Source organism: Pseudomonas sp. 3MA1 (assembly GCF_029237275.1).
Classification (GTDB): Bacteria; Pseudomonadota; Gammaproteobacteria; order Pseudomonadales; family Pseudomonadaceae; genus Aquipseudomonas; species Aquipseudomonas fluorescens_AP.
Genome location: NZ_JAACFX010000003.1, coordinates 181,412 through 200,286, shown reverse-complemented (window position 1 = coordinate 200,286; position 18,875 = coordinate 181,412). Strand labels below are relative to the sequence as shown.

16 protein-coding genes are annotated in these 18,875 nt (G+C 67.8%); 13 read left to right on the top strand and 3 right to left on the bottom strand.

Features of this window, described 5'->3' with window-relative positions; all coding sequences use genetic code 11:
* The first annotated feature begins 8 nt into the window (after window positions 1-8).
* From GWQ44_RS09955 to GWQ44_RS09935, 5 genes are all read left to right on the top strand, one after another.
* On the top strand, window positions 9-1,106 hold the full coding sequence (locus tag GWQ44_RS09955; protein ID WP_275927192.1) for a saccharopine dehydrogenase NADP-binding domain-containing protein: 1,098 nt from the start codon (window positions 9-11) through the stop codon (window positions 1,104-1,106).
* Window positions 1,103-1,882, top strand: a complete 780-nt coding sequence (locus GWQ44_RS09950; protein WP_275927191.1) for an alpha/beta fold hydrolase — start codon at window positions 1,103-1,105, stop codon at window positions 1,880-1,882. The genes GWQ44_RS09955 and GWQ44_RS09950 overlap by 4 nt, the downstream gene beginning before the upstream one ends.
* Window positions 1,883-1,905: 23 nt before the next feature.
* The gene (locus tag GWQ44_RS09945) at window positions 1,906-2,229 is read left to right on the top strand and encodes an isochorismate lyase (RefSeq protein ID WP_199010122.1); all 324 of its coding nucleotides are present in this window, start codon (window positions 1,906-1,908) and stop codon (window positions 2,227-2,229) included.
* Window positions 2,222-3,655, top strand: coding sequence for an isochorismate synthase (locus GWQ44_RS09940; RefSeq protein WP_275927190.1), 1,434 nt, complete (start codon window positions 2,222-2,224; stop codon window positions 3,653-3,655). Before GWQ44_RS09945 ends, GWQ44_RS09940 begins: the two co-directional genes overlap by 8 nt.
* A 190-nt stretch (window positions 3,656-3,845) precedes the next feature.
* On the top strand, window positions 3,846-4,316 hold the full coding sequence (locus GWQ44_RS09935) for an Imm30 family immunity protein (RefSeq protein ID WP_275927189.1): 471 nt from the start codon (window positions 3,846-3,848) through the stop codon (window positions 4,314-4,316).
* A gap of 36 nt (window positions 4,317-4,352) precedes the next feature.
* Here the strand turns inward: GWQ44_RS09935 and GWQ44_RS09930 are convergent, their stop codons facing one another.
* On the bottom strand, window positions 4,353-5,294 hold the full coding sequence (locus GWQ44_RS09930; RefSeq protein ID WP_275927188.1) for an alpha/beta hydrolase: 942 nt from the start codon (window positions 5,292-5,294) through the stop codon (window positions 4,353-4,355).
* A 201-nt stretch (window positions 5,295-5,495) separates the two neighbouring features.
* Between GWQ44_RS09930 and GWQ44_RS09925 the strand changes: the two genes are divergently transcribed.
* A complete protein-coding gene (locus GWQ44_RS09925; RefSeq protein ID WP_275927187.1) occupies window positions 5,496-6,467 on the top strand; it encodes a bifunctional helix-turn-helix transcriptional regulator/GNAT family N-acetyltransferase in 972 nt (323 codons plus the stop codon).
* Between the two features lie 202 nt (window positions 6,468-6,669).
* Window positions 6,670-7,677: an NAD(P)-dependent alcohol dehydrogenase gene (locus tag GWQ44_RS09920; RefSeq protein ID WP_275927186.1), complete on the top strand. Its 1,008-nt coding sequence runs from the start codon at window positions 6,670-6,672 to the stop codon at window positions 7,675-7,677.
* 82 nt (window positions 7,678-7,759) lie between these two features.
* On the opposite strand, the gene mhpT is transcribed toward GWQ44_RS09920, so the two are convergent.
* Complete coding sequence (mhpT, locus tag GWQ44_RS09915) at window positions 7,760-8,971, bottom strand: 3-(3-hydroxy-phenyl)propionate transporter MhpT (protein ID WP_275927185.1); 1,212 nt, start codon at window positions 8,969-8,971, stop codon at window positions 7,760-7,762.
* Between the two features lie 332 nt (window positions 8,972-9,303).
* Here mhpT and GWQ44_RS09910 point away from each other — a divergent pair, with 332 nt between their 5' ends.
* Window positions 9,304-10,626, top strand: a complete 1,323-nt coding sequence (locus tag GWQ44_RS09910) for an OprD family porin (protein WP_275927184.1) — start codon at window positions 9,304-9,306, stop codon at window positions 10,624-10,626.
* A 55-nt stretch (window positions 10,627-10,681) separates the two neighbouring features.
* On the opposite strand, the gene GWQ44_RS09905 is transcribed toward GWQ44_RS09910, so the two are convergent.
* Window positions 10,682-11,170 carry a MarR family transcriptional regulator gene (locus tag GWQ44_RS09905; RefSeq protein ID WP_275927183.1) on the bottom strand — a complete coding sequence of 163 codons (489 nt, stop codon included), beginning with the start codon at window positions 11,168-11,170 and terminating at the stop codon, window positions 10,682-10,684.
* A gap of 208 nt (window positions 11,171-11,378) precedes the next feature.
* On the opposite strand from GWQ44_RS09905, the gene GWQ44_RS09900 reads away from it, so the two are divergent.
* The 5 genes from GWQ44_RS09900 (at window position 11,379) to GWQ44_RS09880 (ending at window position 18,804) form a co-directional block, all read left to right on the top strand.
* A complete protein-coding gene (locus tag GWQ44_RS09900) occupies window positions 11,379-12,209 on the top strand; it encodes a p-hydroxycinnamoyl CoA hydratase/lyase (protein WP_275927182.1) in 831 nt (276 codons plus the stop codon).
* 96 nt (window positions 12,210-12,305) lie between these two features.
* Entirely contained in the window at window positions 12,306-13,754 is a 1,449-nt protein-coding gene (locus GWQ44_RS09895) for an aldehyde dehydrogenase (RefSeq protein ID WP_047304885.1), read from the top strand.
* A 108-nt stretch (window positions 13,755-13,862) separates the two neighbouring features.
* A complete protein-coding gene (locus tag GWQ44_RS09890; RefSeq protein WP_275927181.1) occupies window positions 13,863-15,752 on the top strand; it encodes a feruloyl-CoA synthase in 1,890 nt (629 codons plus the stop codon).
* Window positions 15,749-16,990, top strand: coding sequence for a thiolase family protein (locus tag GWQ44_RS09885; RefSeq protein WP_275927180.1), 1,242 nt, complete (start codon window positions 15,749-15,751; stop codon window positions 16,988-16,990). The genes GWQ44_RS09890 and GWQ44_RS09885 overlap by 4 nt, the downstream gene beginning before the upstream one ends.
* A 59-nt stretch (window positions 16,991-17,049) precedes the next feature.
* Window positions 17,050-18,804, top strand: a complete 1,755-nt coding sequence (locus GWQ44_RS09880; protein ID WP_275927179.1) for an acyl-CoA dehydrogenase — start codon at window positions 17,050-17,052, stop codon at window positions 18,802-18,804.
* Window positions 18,805-18,875: the final 71 nt, after the last annotated feature.

Sequence of the window (18,875 nt, the reverse complement as noted above, 5' to 3'; positions counted from 1 at the left end):
AGGGGGCGGTGATTGGCTTGGTCGGGGCTTATGGCAGCGTCGGCCGGCAAGTGGCGCAGCTGCTGGCCGGCCAGGTAGCGCTGCGCCTGGGCGGGCGCGATCGGCAGCGCGCCGAGCAACTGAACCAGCAGGTGGGGGCGCGCGCCGAGGTGCGCGTCCTCGACCTGTGGCAGCCCCAGAGCCTGGCGGATTTCTGCGCCGGTTGCGCGCTGGTGATCAACTGCGCCGGGCCCAGCTACCGGATCCTCGATCGGGTGGCCCGGGCCGCGCTGGCCGCGGGGGCCGACTACCTGGATGTGGGCGGCGACGATCCGTTGCACGAGCGTCTGGCCGGGCAGGTGCCCGAAGGGCGCCGGGTGCTGTTGTCGGCGGGTATGCTGCCGGGGCTGTCGGGGCTGTTTCCGCGGTTGCTGGCGCAGACCTTCCAGCGGGTCGATGCGATGCGTTGTTATGCCGGTGGGCTGGGGCGTTTGTCGGCCACCGCCGCCGAGGACTTTCTGCTGAGCCTGGGCAATGGCTTCGGCCAGGCCCAGTGCGGCTGGTGCGAAGGGCGGGTGGTGCGCAGCACGGCAAGTGCCGGACAGGCATTGCAACGCGACTGGCTGCCAGCGGCCGGGGTGCAGGCCTATCCGTACCTGAGCACCGAGCAGCAGCGTCTGTTCGCTGATGTAGCGGTGCGCCAGGGGCAGGGTTTCAACCTGTTCGAGGGCGCTCAATTGGCGGCGGCGCTGCAACGTGTCCAGGGCTCGGCGCCGGAGGCGCGCAGTAGCGCGCAAAACATCGCTGCGCTGGTGCAGGCCAGCGCCCTGGACGTGGCCGGGCGCCGGCCCTATCAGTTGCTCGCGGTGGAAATCGACGGCTTGCGCGATGGGCGTGAGCAGCAGGCCAGTGCCTGGCTGCGGGCGGTGGACGGTTCACGCCTGACCGGCAGCGTCGCGGCTTTCTGCGCCCTGCACTGGGCGCACCTGCCCGAGGGGCTGCACTACGCCGCCCAGGTGCTGGACCCGGCGGCCTGCCTGGAACAGCTGCAGCGCTGGCTGCCGGATACTCGGGTGCAGTTGCCCGATTTCGCCGGCGTGGCCCTGGCCGAGGAGGGCGTGCTGTGAGAAAGGCTCCCAGTGCCTGGCTGCGGCGTTATCCGCAGCCACAACCACCGCGTTGCCGGCTGGTGTGCCTGCCCCATGCCGGGGGCAGCGCGAGCTTCTTCAATGACTGGCGCCACCTGTTGCCGACGGATATCGAGCTGATCAGCGTGCAGTACCCGGGGCGCGAGGAGCGCCTCAGCGAAAGCTGGCCCGGCAGCCTGGAGTGGATGGCCGGCACCATCACCCGGGCCCTGTCGGACCTGGTGGACCTGCCCCTGGTGCTGTTCGGCCACAGCCTGGGCGCGGCCCTGGCCTATGAGGTGGCGGCGCGCCTGCAGCAACAGGGCTCGGCGCCGCAGCGGCTGATCGTGTCCGCGCATCCGGCGCCCCATCGCCAGCGCCACAGCGAGCTGCACCTGGGCTCGGACGAGGCGTTGCTGGCGGATGTGCGGCGTCTGGCCGACGGTGCGCCGTCGCTGCTGGACGACCCGACCCTGCGCGAGCTGTACCTGCCGGCCTTGCGCAATGACTACCGGCTGATCGAGTGCTATCGCGGCGCCGTCGGTCGCGCCCTGGACCTGCCCCTGAGCGTGTGCCTGGGCACTCGGGACACCGAGGTGGACCAGGACGAAGCCTATGCCTGGGCCGAAGTCAGCGCCCAGGTCACCGATTTCCAGGCCTTTCCCGGTGGGCACTTCTACCTGCGCGAGCAGCAGGCCGAAGTGCTGCGCCACCTGACGCGATTGCTCGCGGGCCTCGGCGAGCAGCCGTGGCAGTGCTGGCCTTCGACCCCATGAATCTCTCTTTGGTAGACCTCGACATGAAGACCCCCGAGCAGTGCAGCGGCCTGGACGATGTCCGCTGCGGTATCGACGCCATGGACCGGCAGATCATCCAGGCCCTGGGCCAGCGCCTGGCCTACGTCAAGGCGGCGGCGCAGTTCAAGCCGACCCAGGACAGCATCGCCGCCCCGGAGCGGGTTGCGGCGATGCTCCCGCAACGCGGGCAATGGGCCGAACAGGCGGGGCTGGACCCGATGTTCGTGGTGCCGCTGTTCGCCCAGATCATTCACTGGAACATTGCCCAGCAGGTGCGCCACTGGCGTCGCCAGCACGGGCTGGAACAGGGAGCCTGCGATGAATGAGTCGTGCCTGTCCGGGTTGACCCGGGCCCTGCAACAAGGCGAAGCCCGGGCCCGGCGTGAGGGCCGGGCGGTGCTGGTGGTGTTCAGTCTGGCCGCTGAGCGCTTGCAGCCGCTGCGGCTGTTCGCCGCCAACCGCCAGGTGTTCGGCCAGAGCCTGTTCTGGTCCAGCGACCAGGGCGCGCTGGCCCTGGCGGGTTTCGGCTGCACCGAGGAAATCAGCCCGCCGTCGGCGGAACGCTTTGGCGCCAGCACCCGGGCCTGGCGCCAGTTGCTGGAGCGGGCCCATCAAGTGGGGCCGCGCCAGGCGTACCTGTGTGGTGGATTTTCCTTTGACCCCCAGGTGCCGCGCAGTGCCCAGTGGCAGTCGTTTGCCAGCACCTCCCTGGTGCTGCCGCGCCTGCTGCTGCTGAGCGAAGGCGAGCAGCAGCACTGGCTGTTCAGCCTGTGGGTCGAGCCCGGCGCCGACGTGGCCCAGTGCGCCGCGGCCCTGGAAGCGGAGTGGAGCTTGTTGCAGGCGCGCTATCACCACGCCCCGGCGGCGCAACTGCCCGCCGGGATCGAGGCCGAGGCCGACCCCCAGGACGCCGAACGCTGGCAGGACTGCGTGGCCCGGGCGATTGGGCGAATCCAGGGCGGCGAACTGCGCAAAGTGGTGCTGGCCCGGGAAGTCTGCCTGCAGGCGAGCCGCAGCATTCCCTGCGGCCCCTTGCTGGAAAACCTCGGCGCGGCCTATCCCCAGGCCTTCCTGTTCGCCTTCAGCCGTGGCGACAGCTGCTTTTTGGGCGCCACCCCCGAGCGGCTGGTGCGGGTGGCCCGGGGCACCTTGAGCACCGTGGCCCTGGCCGGCACCTGCGCCCGCGGCGCGCACGAGCAGCAGGACGCCGAACTGGGCCAGGCCCTGCTGGACAGCGCCAAGGATCGCCACGAACACGCCCTGGTGGTGCAGACCCTGCGCGAATCCCTGCAACCCTACTGCGCCATGCTGGAGATTGCGCCGCAGCCGCAGCTGCATCGCCTGGCTCACGTCCAGCACCTGCTGACCCCGGTGCTGGGGCGCCTGCGGCCCCAGGTCGAGCTGTTGCAAGTGGTGGACGCCCTGCACCCGACCCCGGCGGTGGGCGGCCTGCCCCGGGGCGAGGCGCTGGGTTACATCCGCGAGCACGAGCAACTGGACCGTGGCTGGTACGCCGCGCCAGTGGGCTGGCTGAACGCCGAGGGCGATGGCGAGTTTGCCGTGGCCCTGCGCTCGGCCCTGATTCGCGGCAACCGCGCGCACCTGTTCGCTGGTTGCGGCATCGTCGGCGAGTCGGACCCTGCGAGCGAATACCAGGAAACCTGCCTGAAGCTGCGCACCATCGGCGAGGCGTTGCGCCCGCCAGCGGCCTCGCCGAGCGTGGCCGCGAGCGGCGGACAGAGCGCCTTGTAGCCGCTGCCGAAGGCTGCGAACGAGCCGCAGGCTCGCAGATCCTGAGGGCGCCGAGGCCCCTTCGGGGCCTTGCGCAGCCTGCGGCAGCGGCTACAGGGATCGGTTTTGGGCGAGGACTATGTGATTGGAAAAACGCCGGCGTGGTCGTATCTTTGCGTCTCCCTTCATTCGACCACTCTGGCGAGTCCCTATGAAATCCGACGCGTTGACTGACACCTTGCTCAAGCTCGAAAACGCGTTCAACGACTCGGGCGAGTGCGCTGTGCGGCGCATCGACGCCTGTATCGCCGAGGTGGCCCAGTTGGCCGATCCGGCCAGCATAGGCCCGCTGTTGTCATTGCTGGACGACGAGGCCGAATACGACGTTGTGATGTATTCGCTGATCCACGCCGCTGAGCATTTCGCTGATCCGGTGTACGTGCCGGCGTTGCTGGCAGCGCTTCCCGGCTTGCTGGAAAACAGCCCGAGGTGGGCGCAGGTCCTCTTCACCCGGGTGCTCAACAGTGAGCCCGCGCGGCTGGAGATGGTCCGTGCCTTGCGCGAGGCCGCAGCGGCGGTCAAGGCTGCGGCGCTGGAGTTGGCCAATTCGATCAATCAGCAGTCTCCGGAATTCCTGGCCAAGACGATGGTCATCCTGGTGGCGGCTCAGCCGGCTGCATGAGTCAGCTTCTGCACAAGCCTGCTTTTATGCGCTGAGTCAGCCGGTAGGAACGGCGCTGGCCGTCGGGCCGGCGATGGTGGAGGCCGGCTTGGCCCGCAGCAGGGCGTGGATGGCCTGGGCGTAGTCCTTGCCTGCCAGGCTCATGCTGTTGTTGTGGGTGCCGCCGGGCACCAGCAGCAGCTTTTTCGGTTCCAGCGCAACCTTGAACAGTTCCTGGCTCAGGCGCGGCGGTACGTAGTCGTCTTTCAGGCCGTGCACCACCAGCAGCGGCATGCCGATGTCGCGGATCTTGTCGACGGAGTCGAACTTCTGCGACAGCACCCAGCGCACCGGCAGCGAGGTCTTGGTCACCGCCTGGGCGGCATCGGCCAGGGTGGTGAAGGTGGATTCGACGATCAGCCCGCGAGCGGCAATCGGGGTTTTCTCGGCGGCGGCCGTGCGCCCCAGCTCGGCGGCCAGGTCGATGGCCACGGCGCCGCCCAGGGAATGGCCGTAGATCAGGCGCTTGCTGGCGTCGGGCTGCAGCAGCTTGAGCCGTTCCCAGGCGATGCGCGCGTCCTGGTACACGCTGCTTTCCGAGGGCAGGTCGCCGTGGCTCTGGCCGAAGCCGCGGTAGTCGATGGCCAGCACCGAGTAGCCCAGGGCGTGCAGTTGCTCGATGCGAAACAGTTGGCCGGTGAGGTTCCAGCGCACCCCGTGCAGGTAGAGGATCGCCGGGGCGTCGGCGCGGGTGGCCGGCCACCACCAGGCGTGGATGTTTTGCCCGGCCTTGAAGCTTTTCGGCGTCAGTTCCAGCTCCTGCACCGTGCTCGGCAGGCCGCGATACCAGCCGGCGGTGCCGGGCTCGATGCGAAACACCAGCTGGCGCTCCTGATGTTCGAGCACCGCGCAGCTTACGGGCAGGCCGACCAGCAGCGCGGCCAGGCACAGCAGGGAAAACCAGCGACGGCGCAGGCGCTGGAGCAGGGTAGGGGACATGGAAGGCTTCACCGCAGGACAAACGATAGGGCGTTTTAACAGATGTGCCGGCACGGCTGTAGCCATTTCGGCGCAGTGGCCGGCGGGATGGGTTTGCCGATGTTTCGGCGGCCAGGGCGCGACAAGTGATTGAAACAGGCGGTTGGTCGGCGATATGGTTGCACGGTACAACTAAATCGCCCCGTGCCGAGGTGCTGCGCCATGCCTGTCGAATCCCCCGAACTCATCCAGCAACTGCGCCAGGCCTCGCGGCACATGGTCCGTGAGCTGGGCTTTATGCAAAGCACCCTGGCCGCCACCGACTACCCACCCTCGGCGGTGCATGCACTGCTGGAAATCGGCCAGGGCCATGCCCTGACCGCCGGCGACCTGGTGACCCTGCTGGGCCTGGAGAAATCCAGCGTCAGCCGGCTGGTGCGCAAGCTGGTGGATGCGGGGGAGATCAGCGAACAGGCCGATGCCCGGGATGCCCGCGCAAAGCGCCTGCAACTCACCGCCCAAGGGCGTCAGACCCTGAGCGGTATCGACCGCTTCGCCCAGGCCCAGGTGGCCGCGGCCCTGGCGCACCTGAGCGCGGACCAGCAGCGTCGTGCCTCGATGGGCATCGCCGACTACGCCCGGGCCTTGCGTGCGGTGCGCCTGGGCGAGGCGCCCGAGCCGCCGGAGCGCTGGTCCATCGCCCGTGGCTACCGGCCCGGGGTGATTGGCCGCATCACCGAAATGCACGCCCGTTACTACGCGGATCTGGCGGGCTTCGGCCAGCCCTTCGAAAGCCTGGTGGCGCGGGACATGGCCGAATTGATGGGGCGTTTGCACAACCCGCGTAATGAGGTCTGGGTGGCGTTGCGCGGGACGCAGATCGTCGGCTCGATTGCCATCGACGGTGAAGGTGAGGGCGACGAGGCGATCCTGCGTTGCTTCATCCTCGACGATGCCGCGCGCGGCCAAGGGCTGGGCCGGCGGCTGCTGGTCGAGGCCCTGGCGTTCTGCGACCAGTGGGGCTTTGCCGCCACCCGCCTGTGGACCTTCAAGGGCCTGGACGCGGCGCGCACGCTGTATGAGCAACAGGGTTTCGTCCTGGTGCAGGAGCAGGTGGGCGAGCAGTGGGGCGCGGCGGTGACCGAGCAGTGTTTTGTGCGAGCCAGGCGGGCGGAGCGCGACGTCACTCGCTGAGCGTTGTAGCCGCTGCTGAGCCCGCGAAGCTGCGCAAAGGCCCGCAGGGCCTTGCTTGGCGCTCCCGAGCCGAGCCTCTGGCGGCACTGAAAACCTGCGTCTCCTGCGCAGCCGTTCGCAGCCTTCGGCAGCGGCTACAGATAGCCGGTATTGGTGGTAGGGTTAGCCCCCTGATGATTATCGATCTGTGGAGAAGCATCCCATGCAAGCCATCAAGCTCAGCCTGCCGGCATCCCTGGACAACCTTAAAACCGTGGAACTGGCCGATCCCGGGCAACCCGGCGCCGGGCAGATCCGCGTGCGTCTGCATGCCTGCTCCCTGAATTTCCATGACTACGCCGTGGTCACCGGCGCGCTGCCCACCGCCGATGGGCGGATTCCCATGGCCGACGGCGCCGGGGTGGTGGAGGCCGTGGGCGAGGGCGTCAGCGAGTTCAAGGTCGGCGATGTGGTGGTGTCCTGCTTCTTCCCCCATTGGCACGATGGCGGCCCGGCGATTGCCGATTTCAGCACCACCCCGGGTGATGGCGTCGACGGTTACGCCCGTGAAGTGGTGATCCAGCCCAGCCACTGGTTCACCCATGCGCCCAAGGGCTACAGCCATGCCGAAGCCGCGACCCTGACCACCGCCGGCCTCACCGCCTGGCGCGCGCTGGTGGTGGATGGTGCGCTCAAGGCCGGGGAAACCGTGCTGGTGCTGGGCACCGGCGGGGTGTCGATCTTCGCCCTGCAGCTGGCCAAGGCCATGGGCGCCACGGTGATTGCCACCTCGTCCTCGGACGCCAAGCTGGCCAGGGTGCGCGAACTGGGGGCCGACCACACCATCAACTACCGCACCCAGCCTGAATGGGGCAACGAGGTGCTCAAGCTGACCGGCGGCCGTGGCGTCGATCACGTGGTGGAAGTCGGCGGCCCGGGCACCTTGCCGCAGTCGATCACCGCTTGCCGCATCGGCGGGCATATCGCCCTGATCGGCGTGCTCACCGGCTGGGCCGGCCCGGTGCCGACGGCGGCGCTGATGGCCAAGCAACAGCGCCTGCAGGGCCTGATCGTCGGCAGTCGCCAGCAGCAGATCGACATGGTCCGAGGCCTGGAAGCCACCGGCATCAAGCCGATCATCGACAGCACCTTCCCCCTGGCGGATATCGCCAAGGCCTTTGCCCATGAAGCCTCGGGCGCGCACCTGGGGAAAATCTGCCTGACGTTCTGAGGCGTTGTGCGCGGCGACACCCGGGTTGGACTCGGGGTTGCCGCCGCCCAGGTGTGGCGTTGGCCCGCATTGCCGCCTCGGCTCAATGCACCGGCTTGAGTGCGGGCGTGGCGCTGGCCCGGGCGATGACAGTCAGGATCGACAGCGCGGCGATGACCAGCCCTGGCGAGGTGGCCAGCAGCACGCCGGCAGTGCCGGCGCCGGCGGCGAGGATCTGCCCGGCGGCCAGCGGCCCGGCCACCGAGCCCAGGCGGCCGATGGCCACGGCGGCGCCGACGCCGGTGGCGCGCACCGCGGTCGGGTAGGCGGGCGGCGCCAGGGCGTAGAGCACCAATTGCGCGGCCATCACGAACAATCCGGCGGCAAACCCGGCCATGGCCATGGGCACGATGCCCACCGACAGCCCGACCCCGGCCAGCGCCGCGAGCAACCCGGCGTAGACGAACAGCACCACCTTGAGCCCGTTGCAGCGGTCCAGCAGCAGGCCGCCGAGCAGTGAACCGAGGGCGCCGCCGATGTTGAACAGCATCTGCACCAGGCCCGCCTGGGGTTTGCTGAAGCCTTGTTCGAGCAGCAGCGAGGGCAGCCAGTTGAGCAGCATGTACATCACCGTCAGGGTGAAGAAATAGCTCAGCCACAGGGCCAGCGTGGTGCGCGCGCGACCTGCGCCGAACAGCGCCTGGGCGGTGGAGGCGCGGCGGGAGTCGGCGTTGGCGGTGTGTTGGCGAAAGGCACTGGATTCGGGCAGCAGAGCGGCCATCAGTGGCACCACCAGCAGCGGCGCCAGGCCGCCGATGATGAAGGTGGTCTGCCAATGTTCACTGGAGAACATCGCCACCACCGCCGCCAGCGCGCCGCCCAGGGGCACGCCGCAATACATGATGCTGATGGCCGTGCCCCGGCGCTGCTCGCTCACCGCTTCGGCGCACAGGGCGATCAGGTTGGGCAGCGCCGCGCCCAGGCCCAGGCCGGTCATGAAGCGCACCAGCAACAGGCTCGAATAGCTTTCCACATAGGCCGTGCACAGCGAGAACAGGCCGAACAGCAGCACCGCGCCGACCAGGATCTTCTTGCGCCCGATACGGTCGGCGACCCAGCCGCCGAAGAACGCCCCGGGCAGCAGGCCGATGATCCCGGCGCTGAACACCCAGCCCATCATCTTCGGGTCCAGGGCAAAACTCTGGCGCAACCCGGCGGCGGCGGTGCCGGCCGCCTGCAGATCGAACCCCTCGATCAACGCAACGATAAAGCACAAAGCGATGGTCAGCGTCGAACGACGCGATGGACTGTCCATGGGCAAACCTCATTGTTGTTTTTGTTGTGGTGGCCAGCCGGACGCCGGGCTTGAATGTGCCGGCGCTGCTGGCTGGCGATTAAGATAACAAAGATAACTAAAAAATGAACAGCGCCTTAATTTCCATCGATAAACACAAATAAATCCATTGAAATCAGCTGGTTAAATCAACAATCAGGATTTGACGTAAAAATAGATAATATTATTAATGTTCGATTATCGGTCATTTGCGGTTGACGTAAGGCTTGGGCTGTTTCCATTCTCTGTCCGCGACGTTGGCTGCCAGGCCCGCGCTCGACACCTAAAACAACAACAAAAAATGGACATCGGACATGCCAAATCTCCCAACCAACGCTGTTGCGGCGGCGTCAGCTTCCTGTGTGCCCCGTCTCCCCGCGCGGCTGGCTCTGGCCGTGCTGGGCTTGAGCCTGTTGCCCGGCCCACTTTGGGCGGCGGGTTTTATCGACGACAGCCACGGCACCCTGACCCTGCGCAATTACTACCTGGATCGCGACTACCAGGACGGTGGGGCCAAGACTGCCGCGCGGGAGTGGGCCCAGGGTTTCATCATGAACATGGAGTCGGGGTTCACCGAGGGGCGCGTCGGTTTCGGCCTGGATGTGCGCGGGCTGCTGGGGGTCAAGCTCGATTCCTCGCCGGACCGCAGCGGCACCGAACTGCTGCCGGTGTCGGCCAGCGACAAGCGCGCCGCGGACGAATACTCGCGGCTGGCGCCCACCGCCAAACTGCGCTTTGCCCGGACCACGGTGAAGACCGGCGACGTTTCGATCTTCCTGCCGTTCGCCTTTGCCAGCCCGTCGCGCCTGCTGCCGCAGACCTTTCGCGGCACCACCCTGAGCTCCACGGACATCGACGGCCTGACCCTCAACACCGGCTACATCGACCGCATCAACAAGCGCGACTCCACCGACTACCAGGCCATGACCATTGCCTCGCCCAACCGGCGCTTCAATGCCACGGCCAGCACCTCGCACCTGGCGTACCTGGGCGGCGACTACCAGGTCAACAAGGCGCTCAGCCTGCGTGCCTATCACGCCGAGGTGGCCGACCTCTACCAGCAGGACACCCTGGCCCTGCTGCACAACCTGCCCCTGGGCGATGGCGTGCTGAGCAGCGACCTGCGCAGTTTTTTCAGCCGGGAAGACGGCAGTGCCAAGGCCGGTCGGGTCGACAACCGCAACCTCTCGGCGCTGTTTGGCTACAAGTTCGGCGGGCACCGGGTGAGCCTGGGCTACATGCACTCCAGTGGCGACACGGCCACGCCCTACATCTCCGGCACCGAGTTGATGGGCATGAGCGAGCTGACCATGAGTTCGGACTTTCTCAATGCCAAGGAGCGCACCTGGCAAGCCATCTACGACTATGACTTTGCCGCCGCCGGCGTACCCGGGCTCAAGAGTCGGCTGCGTTACGTGCGCGGCGACCATATCGAGCTGGCGGCCTTCAATGCCAGCGAGCGCAAGGAGCGCGAGTTTCAGATGGAGTTGGGCTACGTGCTGCAGAGCGGCCCGCTGAAGAACCTCGGGCTGGTGGCGCGCAAGTCGATCTATCGCAATGACTTCCCGGCGGGCGCGGCGTTTCGCGATGAAAACCAGACCCGCTTCCTGGTGCTCTACACCTTGCCGATCTGGTAAGCCCGCCAGCAGCCTGGCTGCCTCAGCGTGCCGGCCCGGTGCCGGCACCTTGGCTTCAGTCCTGGTACACCTTCTTCAGCAGGCGCAGCAGCTCTTCGCGTTCCTCGGCGCTCAAGGCCGAGGTGGCGTCGACGTCGCTTTGCGCGGCGATCTGCTTGAGCTCCTTGAGCAGGGTTTCGCCGGTCTTGCTCAGGAAGATCCCGTAAGAGCGCTTGTCCGGCTTGCAGCGCACCCGCACCGCCAGAGCGCGGCTTTCCAGTTTATTGAGCAGGGGCACCACTTGCGGCGGCTCGATGGCGAGGGCGCGAGCCAGGTCGGCCTGCATCAGCCCCGGGTTGCTGTTGATGATCGCCAGGGCCGAGAACTGCGCGGGGCGCAGGTCGTGGGCCGAGAGCCGGCCGATCAGGTTCTGGAACAGCTTGAGCTGGGCGCGACGCATGGCGTAGCCAATCAGTTCGTCCAGCGCCGAATCCAGCGGTGCCTGAACCTCGGCGTTGGCGGGTGGGGCCTCGCGCGGGTCGGCGAGGGGAGCGGGCTTGGCCATGACAAAAACATCCTGGGTCGGTTAACAAGGCTATCCAGTTTGCCGGGGTCGGCCGCTGATAGCTACGTTTGCCTGTGCTGGCAGCGGCTACAGAAAGATTTTATCCAGGGGCAGGAAAAATGGTTAATTCAATTAATAGTTAATTGACATAACTAATTTCCCGGTTTAATTTCGATCCATCTTCAAGCCAGAACAAGAGAGCATCGCCATGAGCAACTACGAAGGTCGCTGGACCACGGTCAAGGTCGAAATCGAAGACGGCATTGCCTGGGTCACCCTCAATCGTCCGGAAAAACGCAACGCCATGAGCCCGACCCTGAACCGGGAAATGATCGACGTGCTGGAAACCCTGGAGCAGGACCCGGCCGCCGGCGTGCTGGTGCTGACCGGCGCCGGCGAGGCCTGGACCGCCGGCATGGACCTCAAGGAATACTTCCGCGAGGTGGATGCCGGGCCGGAGATCCTTCAGGAAAAAATCCGCCGCGAAGCCTCCCAGTGGCAATGGAAACTGCTGCGCATGTACGCCAAGCCGACCATTGCCATGGTCAACGGCTGGTGCTTCGGCGGCGGCTTCAGCCCGCTGGTGGCGTGCGATCTGGCGATCTGCGCCGACGAGGCGACCTTCGGCCTCTCGGAAATCAACTGGGGCATCCCGCCGGGCAACCTGGTGAGCAAGGCCATGGCCGACACCGTGGGCCATCGCCAGTCGCTGTACTACATCATGACCGGCAAGACCTTTGGCGGGCAGAAAGCCGCCGAGATGGGCCTGGTCAATGAAAGCGTGCCCCTGGCGCAATTGCGTGAAGTCACCATCGAGCTGGCGCGTAACCTGCTGGAGAAAAACCCGGTGGTGCTGCGCGCCGCCAAGCATGGCTTCAAGCGTTGCCGCGAGCTGACCTGGGAGCAGAACGAAGACTACCTGTACGCCAAGCTCGATCAGTCGCGCCTGTTGGACACCGAAGGCGGCCGCGAGCAGGGCATGAAGCAGTTCCTCGACGACAAGAGCATCAAGCCCGGCCTGCAGGCGTATAAACGCTGAGTCCGGCCGGCGAACGGCGGGCCCATCCCGCTGTTCGCCGCGCCACTGCTACACCGCTGTGCTGCATTCCCGACAAAGACAACAAGAGGAATCACCATGCTGGACGTGCCCCTGCTGATCGGTGGCCAGTCGCGCCCCGCCGGCGACGGTCGAACCTTCGAACGCCGCAACCCGGTGACCGGCGCTGTGGTATCGCGCGTGGCCGCCGCGACCCTGGACGATGCCGACGCCGCCGTGGCCGCCGCCCAGGCCGCATTCCCCGCCTGGGCGGCCCTGGCCCCCAACGAACGCCGCAGCCGTCTGCTCAAGGCCGCCGAGCAGTTGCAGGCCCGCAGCGACGAATTCATCGCCGCCGCCGGCGAGACCGGGGCCATGGCCAACTGGTACGGCTTCAACGTGCGCCTGGCGGCCAACATGCTGCGCGAAGCGGCGTCGATGACCACCCAGATCAACGGCGAAGTCATTCCCTCGGATGTCCCCGGCAGCTTCGCCATGGCCTTGCGCCAACCCTGCGGCGTGGTGCTGGGCATCGCCCCGTGGAACGCCCCGGTGATCCTCGCCACCCGGGCCATCGCCATGCCCCTGGCCTGCGGCAACACTGTGGTGCTCAAGGCCTCCGAGCTGAGCCCGGCAGTGCACCGGCTGATCGGCCAGGTGCTGCAGGATGCCGGCCTGGGCGATGGCGTGGTCAACGTCATCAGCAATGCCCCGGCCGATGCCGCGGCGATTGTCGAGCGGCTGATCGCCAACCCGGCGGTGCGCCGGGTCAACTTCACCGGTTCGACCCAGGTCGGGCGGATTGTCGGCGAGCTCGCGGCGCGCCACCTCAAGCCGGCCCTGCTGGAACTGGGCGGCAAGGCGCCGCTGCTGGTGCTGGACGACGCCGACCTGGACGCCGCCGTGGCGGCCGCGGCGTTTGGCGCCTACTTCAATCAGGGGCAGATCTGCATGTCCACCGAGCGCCTGATCGTCGATGCCAAGGTCGCCGATGCCTTTGTCGCCAAGCTGGCGGCCAAGGTCGCGACCTTGCGTGCCGGCGACCCGGCGGCCGCGGACTCGGTGCTCGGCTCGCTGGTGGATGCCAGTGCCGGGACACGCATCAAGGCGCTGATCGACGATGCCCTGGAGCAGGGCGCGCGGCTGGTGGTGGGCGGGCAACTGGACGGCAGCATCCTGCAGCCGACCCTGCTCGACGGCGTCACCGACGCCATGCGCCTGTACCGCGAGGAGTCCTTCGGTCCGGTGGCGGTGCTGCTGCGCGGCAGCGGCGATGAAGAGCTGTTGCGTCTGGCCAACGATTCCGAGTTCGGCCTGTCGGCGGCGATTTTCAGCCGCGACACCGGGCGTGCCCTGGCCCTGGCGCAACGGGTGGAGTCGGGTATCTGCCATATCAACGGCCCCACCGTGCACGACGAAGCGCAGATGCCGTTTGGTGGCGTCAAGGCCAGCGGCTACGGCAGTTTTGGCGGCAAGGCCTCGATCGAGCACTTCACCCAATTGCGCTGGGTCACCTTGCAGCACGGCCCGCGGCACTACCCGATCTGATCCGTCGCCACGGGCCAGGCACAACAATAACAAGGCCGCAGCCACCGGCTGCCACGCTTGCCAGCTGCCGCCCCGCGTGCGCGGCGCAGGCGTGCCTTGATGGAGGACATGTACGTGAGTTGCCAATCCAGAGCGCCATCCCCACCCGTGGCCGAGCCGCCGCGTTATCGCCAGGTGTCCATTGGCCGGCCGGCGGTTGCCGTCAGTGAAGAGCAGGGCGTGCTGCACATGCGCGCGTTGGAGCCACTGGCGCCCTTGCCCGATCGCTTGCTCGATCGCCTGCTGCACTGGGCCCGGGTACGCCCCGAGCAGACCTTCATTGCCGCCCGCGAGGCCGGCGGCGACTGGCGCCGGGTCAGCTATGGGCAGATGCTCGACAGCGTGCGCGCCATCGCCCAGGGCCTGCTTCGTTACGGCCTGTCGGCCGACAAGCCGCTGGCGCTGCTCTCGGGCAATGACATCGAACACCTGCAACTGGCCCTGGGCGCGATGTACGCCGGGATTCCCTATTGCCCGGTGTCGCCGGCCTATTCGCTGCTGTCCCAGGACTTTGCCAAGCTGCGTCACGTCTGTGACCTGTTGCAGCCGGGGCTGGTGTTCGTCAGCGACGCCAGCGCCTACCAGCGGGCCATCGACGCGGTGCTGCCGCCCAAGACGCCGCTGATCAGCGTGCGTGGCCAGGTGCCGGGGCGGCGTCAGGCGAGTTTTGCCAGCCTGCTGGCCGAGCCCGGTGGGGCCGAGGCCGATGCAGCCTTTGCCGCCACCGGCCCAGACAGCATCGCCAAGTTTCTCTTCACCTCGGGCTCGACCAAGCTGCCCAAGGCGGTGATCACCACCCAGCGCATGCTCTGCGCCAACCAGCAGATGCTGCTGCAGACCTTTCCGGTGTTCGGCGAAGCGCCGCCGGTGCTGGTGGACTGGCTGCCGTGGAACCACACCTTCGGCGGCAGCCATAACGTCGGCATCGTGCTCTACAACGGCGGCACTTTTTACCTGGACGAGGGCAAGCCCACGGCCCAGGGCTTTGCTGAAACCCTGCGCAACCTCAAGGAAATTTCCCCCACCGCCTACCTGACCGTGCCCAAGGGTTGGGAGGAACTGGTCAACGCCCTGGAGCAGGATGCTGAGCTGCGCGAGTGTTTTTTCAAGCGCATGAGCCTGTTTTTCTTCGCCGCCGCCGGGCTTTCACAAAGTGTCTGGGACCGCCTGGACCGGGTCGCCGAGCAGCATTGCGGCGAACGCATCCGGATGATGGCCGGGCTGGGCATGACCGAGGCCGCGCCGTCGTGCACCTTCACCACCGGGCCGCTGTCGATGGCCGGTTACATCGGCCTGCCGGCGCCGGGTTGCGAAGTGCGCCTGGTGCCGGTGGACGGCAAGCTCGAAGGGCGCTTTCGCGGGCCGCACATCATGCCCGGCTACTGGCGCGCGGCGCAGCAGACCGCCGAAGTGTTCGACGCCCAGGGTTTCTACTGCTCGGGGGATGCGCTCAAGCTCGCCGACGCCGCCGACCCGCAACTGGGGCTGATGTTCGACGGGCGCATCGCCGAGGACTTCAAGTTGTCGTCCGGGGTGTTCGTCAGCGTCGGCCCGCTGCGCAATCGCGCGGTGCTCGAAGGCGCGCCCTATGTCCAGGACCTGGTGGTGGCCGCCCCCGACCGCGAGTGCCTGGGGGCCCTGGTGTTCCCGCGCCTGTATGAATGCCGGCGGCTGGCGGGGCTGGGCGCCGAGGCCAGCGAGGCCCAGGTGCTGGCCAGCGCGCCGGTGCGCCAGTGGTTCGGCGACTGGTTGCAGCGCCTGAATCGCGAGGCCAGCGGCAATGCCAGCCGCCTGGAGTGGATCGCGCTGCAGGTGGAGCCGGCGTCCATCGACCGCGGGGAGATCACCGACAAGGGCTCGATCAACCAGCGCGCGGTGTTGCAGTGGCGCGCCGAGCAGGTCGAGAACCTGTATCGCGGCCGCGAGCCGTCGATCCTGCGCGCCGAGCCCAAGCCATGAGCGGCGCCGGGCAGTACAGCGGGTTCGCCGATGTGGCGATCCTGGAGGCGGTGCGCACGCCCTGGGTCGACCTCGGCGGAAGTCTGGCCGAGATCTCGCCGATCGACCTGGGGATCAAGGTCGGGCGCGAGGTCCTGGCCCGGGCCAGCATCGAGCCGCGGGCGGTGGACAGCGTGCTGGCCGGTTCCATGGCCCAGGCCAGTTTCGACGCCTACCTGCTGCCCCGGCACATCGGCCTGTACAGCGGGGTCGGCCAAGCGGTGCCGGCCCTGGGGGTGCAGCGCATCTGCGCCACCGGTTTCGAGCTGCTGCGTCAGGCCGCCGAGCAACTGCGCGGCGAGGTGCAACTGGCGTTGTGCGTGGCCAGTGAGTCGATGTCGCGCAACCCGATTGCCGCCTACACCCATCGCGGCGGCTTTCGCCTGGGAGCGGCGGTGCAGTTCAAGGACTTTTTATGGGAGGCGCTGTATGACCCGGCGCCGGGGCTGGACATGATCGCCACCGCCGACAACCTGGCGCGGCGTTACGGCCTTACCCGCGAAGCGGTGGATGACTACGCCTGCGCCAGTCATCAGCGGGCCCTGGCCGCCCGGCAAGCGGGCTGGTTCGCGGCGGAAATCGTCGCCGTGAGCCAGCAGCGCTTCGAACTCGACGGCTATCAAGCGCGCGGCATTTGCCTGCCGCGCGGGGTCGAGACGGTCAGCCAGGACAGCCATCCGCGCCCCAGTGAACGGTCTGCCCTGGCGCGACTGCGGACCATCCACGAGGGCGGGGTGCAGACCGCTGGCAACAGTTGCGCGGTGGTCGATGGCGCGGCGGCGGCCCTGGTCGGGCGGGCCTCGGCCTGCAGCACGACGCCCCTGGCGCTGTTGCTGGGCAGCGCGGTGGTCGGGGTGGCGCCGGAGTTCATGGGCATCGGTCCGGCCCCGGCGATCCGCCTGCTGTTGCAACGCAGTGGCCTGAGCCTTGGGCAGATCGGTCGCCTTGAAATCAACGAGGCCCAGGCGGCCCAGGTGCTGGCCGTGGCCCGGGAGCTGGATCTGGACGGCGATCGGCTGAATGTCCAGGGCGGCTCCCTGGCCCTGGGCCACCCGTTGGCCGCCAGCGGCCTGCGCCTGGTGCTGACCCTGGCTCGGCAACTGCGCGAGCACAACCTGCGCTACGGCATCGCCGCGGCCTGCGTGGGCGGTGGCCAGGGCATGGCGCTGCTGATCGAAAACCCGGCCTGGCGTGCTTGAGCCCGATCGGCTCGCCGTCCCTGGCGGGCCACTCTATTTCTACTCGATGAGGTGTCCCCATGTGGAGCTACCAGGCGCCGCTGCGCGATATGCAATTTGTCCTTGAGCACTGGCTGGAGGCCCCCGAAGCGTGGCGCCGGAACCCGGCGTTCGCGGCGCTGGACCTGCCCCTGGCGCTGCAGGTGCTGGAGCAGGCGGCGCGTTTCAGCCAGGGCGTACTGGCGCCGCTGAATGCCAGCGGCGATCGCCAGGGCTGCCAGTGGGCGGATGGACAGGTCAGCACCCCAGAGGGTTTTGCCGAGGCCTATCGGGCCTATGTCGAGGGCGGCTGGCCGGCCCTGGCCTGCGCCGAAGCCTTGGGTGGCCAGGGCCTGCCGCAACTGCTGGACGCGGCGCTGCAAGAGATGCTCTACGCCAGCAACCATGCCTGGGCCATGTACACCGGCATCGCCCACGGCGCCTACCTGTGTCTGAAGAGCCACGGCGCGCCCTGGCTCCAGGAGCGCTACTTGCCCGGGATCATCAGCGGCGCGAGCCTGCCCACCATGTGCCTGACCGAGCCCCAGGCCGGCAGTGATGTCGGCCTGCTGCGCTGTCGGGCCGAGCCGCAAGCCGATGGCAGTTATCGCCTGAGCGGCAGAAAGCTGTTCATCTCCGGTGGCGAGCACGACCTCACCGACAACATCCTGCACCTGGTGCTGGCCCGGCTGCCGGAGGCGCCCGAGGGCAGCCGGGGGATCTCGCTGTTCCTGGTGCCCAAGCGCCTGGAGCAGGGCCAGGACAACGGCGTGCGCTGCGACGGCATCGAACACAAGATGGGCATCAAGGGCAGCGCCACCTGTTCCCTGGTGTTCGATGCGGCCCAGGGCTGGTTGGTGGGCGAGGCCAATCGCGGTCTGGCGGCAATGTTCGTGATGATGAATTCGGCGCGCCTGCACGTCGGCCTGCAAGGCCTGGGGCATGTCGAAGCGGCCTGGCAGAACGCCCGGGACTACGCCGGCGAGCGCCAGCAGATGCGGGCGCCGTTGCGCCCCGCCGGCATCGCCGCCCAGGCCGCCGACCCGATTCGCTATCACCCGGCCATGCGCCGTGTGCTTCTGGAATTGCGCGCCACCAGCGAAGGCCTGCGGGCCATTGGCTACTGGGCCGCGCACCTGCTGGATCAGGCCGAGCATCACCCCGAGCCACTGGCCCGGCGCCAGGCCGATCAGCTGGCGCAACTGCTGACGCCGATCATCAAGGCCTTTTTTACCGAGCAGGGCTTTCGTCAGGCCAGCAACGCCTTGCAGGTCTTCGGCGGCTACGGCTACGTCGCCGAGTTCGCCATCGAGCAGACCCTGCGCGACAGCCGCATCGCCATGATCTACGAAGGCAGCAACGAGATTCAGGCCAACGACCTGCTGCTGCGCAAGGTGCTGGGGGATGGCGGGCAGGGCTTCGCGCTGTTGCTTGATCAACTGCGCGATGAGGCCGGGCAGGGCGCCGCCGTGGCCGAATGCGCGGGCTTTGCCCGGCTGTTGGCGGATCTGGCCGAGGCGTTGCAGGGGCTGGTAGGCGAGGTGCAACAGTGGGCGCTGGAGGATGCCGAGTACCCGTACCGCGCGGCGGGGGATTTTCTCGCCTTGTGTGGCTTGAGCCTGTTGGCGCTGGCCTGGGCCCGGGCGGCGCGGGTTTCGCGCAGGTTGCCCGAGGGCGATCCGCTGCGCGAGGCCAAGCTGGAGACGGCGGGGTTCTTTTTCAGCTACCTGTTGCCCCAGGTCGAGCAGCGGATGACGGCGGTGCGTGGCGCCCGGGCAGCGCTGGCCTTTATCTGAGGCGATGCAGGCTATTGGATCCAATATTGTGGCGAGGGAGCTTGCTCCCGCTGGGGTGCGCAGCGCCCCCA